This window comes from Algibacter sp. (assembly GCF_049667265.1).
GTDB lineage: Bacteria > Bacteroidota > Bacteroidia > Flavobacteriales > Flavobacteriaceae > Algibacter_B.
The window spans coordinates 1-5,099 of sequence record NZ_JBATHX010000122.1; the positions used below are offsets into that span (position 1 = coordinate 1).

Below are 5,099 nucleotides of genomic sequence, written 5' to 3' on the forward strand. Positions count from 1 at the left end.
AACATATTACCTTTTCCTTGTCGATCGGTTACCGTTGATAAATCTGAGATACTTTTTCTATCTCCAATTAGATATTTTGAAATAGTATCTTCTATTTTTCCAGAAAATGTAACTCTACCATTCTCTAATAGAATGCCTCTTGTACATAAGCTTTGAACACTTCCCATATTATGGCTTACAAACAATACGGTTCTTCCTTCGCTATTACTTATATCTTGCATTTTACCAATGGCCTTTTTTTGAAACTCGGCATCACCAACAGCCAGTACCTCATCAATAACTAAGATATCGGGATCTAAATGCGCTGCTACTGCAAATGCCAAACGTACCGTCATCCCGGAAGAATACCGCTTTACAGGTGTATCAATATAACGCTCACAACCAGAGAACTCAACAATTTCGCCAAGTTTAGATTGAATTTCCTTCTTGGTCATTCCTAAAATTGCTCCGTTTAAAAAAACGTTTTCCTTACCTGTCATTTCAGCATGAAAACCTGTCCCCACTTCTAATAACGATGCTATTCTTCCTTTTGTTTTTATTTCACCGGTTGTAGGACTGGTAACTTTTGAAAGTATTTTTAATAGTGTTGATTTTCCAGCACCGTTTTTACCAATTATACCTAGAACTTCTCCGCGTTCAACTTCAAAATTAATATCTTTTAATGCCCAAACATACTCTGAGGTACCTTTGGTACTTCTATCATTGCTGTCTCCAATTTTTAGATAGGGATCTTCTTTCCCTCTTATTCTACTCCAATATCTATTTAAATCATGACCAATAGTACCTGTGCCTACTAAACCCAAACGGTATTGCTTAGAAAGATTTTCTACTTTTAAAATGATATCTTTTTTCATCAAATTGTATCTATGAAACTTTTTTCCGTTTTATTAAATATAATTAACCCAAATAGACAAATTATAACTGCAATGAAAACTGTATACAACATTTTTGTTAAGGAATAATCTCCTGCTCCCAAAGTCATAAATCTAAAAGCCTCAATTATTGTGGTCATAGGATTATACTCTACAACCCATGAAATTTCAGGAAGTTTTTGTTTAAAATAAGATAATGGATACATGACAGCCGACCCATACATTAGTAATTGTACACCAAAACCTATTAAGAACTTTAAATCTCTATACTTTGTTGTCATTGAAGAAATTATCATACCTAAGCCTAGTCCTAAAAGACCCATTACTATAATTAATACTGGCAAAAACACAATGGCACTTTGTATATGAGCGGTCATTTTATCTTCTGCAAAAAAGGCGTAGTAAAAATAAAAACCTACAAAAACTAAAATTTGGATGGCATATTTAACCAAATTGGTACAAACAACAGACAAGGGAACAATGACTCTTGGGAAATAAACTTTGCCAAATAAGCCTTGGTTTTGACCAAAAGTATTACTTGTGCCAGTTAAACATTCTTTAAAATAATTCCAACATGTAATACCAGCAAGATTGAATAAAAATGGCGGCACGCCTTCCCCTGTGGGGATATTTGCCATATTATTAAATATCAGGGTAAAAATTATGGAAGTAAATAGCGGTTGTATAAAATACCAAAGTGGTCCAAGTATAGTTTGTTTATAAACCGTTATTACATTTCGCTTTACAAATAATATTAGTAAATCACGATAGTACCAAATCTCTTTAAGGTTTAAATCAAACAACTTTTGCTTTGGAGAAATGGTATAAAGCCAATTTTCGTTTTTATCAGTCAATATTTTTATAGGTATTAAATTATATTTTAAATAAAGATTTAACTCGCGTTAATAGTTTGTTTTTAACGGGTTCATCATCATTATAACCGTTGCCATAACTGCCGTAGCCATAGCCATAACCGTAGCCATAACCGTAGCCATAGCCGTATTTTCCTTTTTGGTTATACCCATTATAAACAAAACTTAAATTTTTAATTTCACCTTTACTATATTTAGAATTTATAAGATTTAGCATGCCTTTTTTAGTATAATCTTGCCTTATCACATACACAGTTGCATCGGCATATTCAACAAGCTCTAGCGCATCTGCAACAAGCCCAATTGGAGGTGTATCTAAAACAATATAATCATAGGACTTTTTTAAAGTCTCAATCAAATTATCCATTTTCTCTCCAATTAATAATTCAGAAGGATTAGGTGGTATAGGCCCAGAGGTTATAACATCCAAATTAGCTACATCAGTTAGCTGAATTACTTCATTAATAGTTTGTTGGCCAATTAAATAATTTACAACCCCAATATCATTTTTAATATCAAAATCTCCGAATATTTTAGGCTTTCTTAAATCTAAACCAACCAAAATAGTTTTTTTACCACTCATAGCCAATACAGTAGCTATGTTAATGGAGCAAAAAGTTTTACCCTCTCCACTCACTGAAGATGTTACTAATACCGTTTTAGTGCCCTCTAAATTGTGTTTTCTATAAAAATACTGCAAACTAGACCGAATAGACCTAAAAGCTTCGGCAATTGTAGATTTAGGTTTTAAATGTACGGCTAAGTTATTTTCTAATTTATTTATACCAACAACTCCTAACATCGGTATTGATGATAAATTTTCAAGAACTTGTGGGTTATGTATTTTATTATCAAGAAATGTTATAAGAAAAGCTAGAAGTAACGGAGGTAAAAAGCCACCAATAATTGCAAATAAATAACGAGAACTCAATTTCAAATCTAAAGGCGCCGCCCCAGTATCTTTTGCTTTATCGATTACCAAAATATCTGAAACACTCGCAGATTTGATAATATCAGCCTCCCCGCGTTTTGCTAAAAATACATTATAGGTTTTCTCACTTAATGTGTATTGCCTTTGAATGTCGAACAATTTTTGTTGCGCTTCTGGAAGTTTTTTAATTTTGGCATCCTCAATCGCAATTTTATTATTAATGGTTACTCTAACCCTTTTTAATTCGTTAGTAACGGAACTAATATTTTCTAAAAGCACTTCTTTTATCCCTTCAATTTGCCTATCCAAGTCAGCAAAAATGGTAGCATCTTTTCTTACGGTTGATCCATATTTGGATTTTTGAACAGATAAAGCATTAATTCTAGAAACGTTAGCCAGTATATTACCTTCATCTATTCCAGAAACAGCGGGTGCCGGAACTTCTGTAAAACTATTACTAGTTAATAAATAATTTTTCAAACTTGCGTAATACTCAAGTTGTCTGGTAATTTCATCTTTATCTAAATCTAAATCCGTTAGTTTTCCATTAATAGCGACACTTTTATCATCAATATTAAAAATTCTATTTTTCTGTTTATAGTTATTTAATGAATCTGCATTTAAAATAAGTTGTGTTTTCACACGACTTAATTGTTCATCAATAAATTTTATTGTATTGGTAACAAATTGATTTTTTCTATTTAACTGATCCTCACTTAAAACTGTAACCGTTTCATTCAGGTAATCCACTATTTTACCTTTATTTACATCTACCATACTTAAATTCAATATGGCTGAATTCCTAGGGTTATCAATATATAATTTGTTTCTGTATTTACCCACAACAGCATCAAAATCACTAAAGGTCACAAAAAACTCATCATTTTCATTAACAGTTCTCCCTTCAGCTATATAAAAAACGCCGCTCACAAATGGTAATTCAATGGCATCACCTAAGTTAAACACCTTTTTAAACTCACCCAATGGAACATCTAAGGTTCCTATTTTATGTGTTAAATAATTTTGAGTTCTGACAACAGTACTTTCAAAATTCACAAACAATTCAAATTTGCCCTCTTGAAGAAACCTTATTCTAATTGGAATATTTAATAACTGGTAAGCATCTGGTGTTACATTTACTCTGAAAGGTGCATCTGTATAAATATCATCTTTTCTAAATCTTGCTTGTTTTTGATAGGTAACGTAATACTCTAAATTATTAACCACCTTTTCATGAATAGATCTAGATTTTAAAGAGGTTATTAAGGTTTGTACTTTACCTGAAACACCACCCCAATTGAAGGTTAAACTTGTTGTTGATGTAAATAATGGATTTGATTCTTCTTCAATGGAAACTTGCGTACCTAGTCTAAATGACTCTTGTTTTCGAATATTTTGCTGGTAAACAACAAATATTCCAATTCCAATAAACAATATAAATAATTTCCAATAACTAAGAACACGAATCAGAAATGCCTTGATATCAAATGAAGGCTTTTGCGATTGCGAATCTAAAACATCGAATTCTTCTTCCATAATAACTTAAAGATTCTTAGTTAAAAAATAGGTTGAAACTAAAACTGATAATATGGATGCCACCGCTGTTAAATTTTGAAGAGCAGTTTGGCCTGCTCCTATTGCTTTACGTTTTAAAGGTTTAATCAATATAATATCATTAGGTTGAATAAAATAAAACGGTGATTGCATAGCTTTAATATCGGTTAAATCAATATGATGAATTTTTTGACCTCCAGGATACTGCCTAATTATTAATATATCCTTCCTATTAGCGGTATCGGTTAGTCCTCCTGCATTTGCCAAAGCTTCAATGATGTTTACTCGGTCTTGAAATATTGTAAAAACTCCTGAAACACCTTCTCCAGTAACTGTATAATTTAATCCTGCTAATTTTACAGTTACATATATTTCGGCTGTTTCTTTAAAATATTGTTTCAAAAGTTCATCTTTAACTTTTGTTTTTATTTCTTCAATAGTAAATCCAAGCACATTAATTTTTCCTAAAATCGGGAATTCAATATTACCATGTAAATCTACTGTAAAACCACTAAAATATAATCCACCACCACCAGTTCCTCCGGTAGTACTTTCAATTGGATTAAATATTCCCACAAGCTCAGGATCTAAAGCTTTTACATTAATACTTAAAATATCGTCAACTTGTATTTTATAAGGCTTAGGAGTTTCAGTCACCACTATTTCATCGGCGTTTCCATCTCCTTTGTCTTGTAAATAAACAAGGTCTTTATTGGATATACAGGAACTAAAAAGCACACTTATAACTAAAAGTACAACTGGAAAATAAGGCTTCATATTGAGGCAAATTGATTTCTCACAAATATAAGTTTTCGTTATGAACAATAAAACTTATAACGTGTTTTTTGGTTTTTTGTGCGTTATTTGCAG

Annotated in this window: 4 protein-coding genes; all 4 read right to left on the reverse strand. The window is 31.6% G+C overall.

The annotated features are described in order from the left end of the window. Positions 1-854: ABC transporter ATP-binding protein (locus tag WBN21_RS04325; protein WP_424198061.1), on the reverse strand; the 854-nt coding region annotated here is incomplete at its 3' end. Next, positions 854-1,729, reverse strand: a complete 876-nt coding sequence (locus WBN21_RS04330) for an ABC transporter permease (protein ID WP_424198064.1) — start codon at positions 1,727-1,729, stop codon at positions 854-856. The genes WBN21_RS04330 and WBN21_RS04325, both read right to left, overlap by 1 nt. A gap of 16 nt (positions 1,730-1,745) precedes the next feature. Continuing rightward, a complete protein-coding gene (locus WBN21_RS04335; RefSeq protein ID WP_424198062.1) occupies positions 1,746-4,211 on the reverse strand; it encodes a polysaccharide biosynthesis tyrosine autokinase in 2,466 nt (821 codons plus the stop codon). A gap of 6 nt (positions 4,212-4,217) precedes the next feature. Further along, positions 4,218-5,006 (reverse strand): polysaccharide biosynthesis/export family protein, encoded by a 789-nt coding sequence (locus WBN21_RS04340; protein WP_424198063.1) that lies wholly within the window; start codon positions 5,004-5,006, stop codon positions 4,218-4,220. Positions 5,007-5,099: the final 93 nt, after the last annotated feature.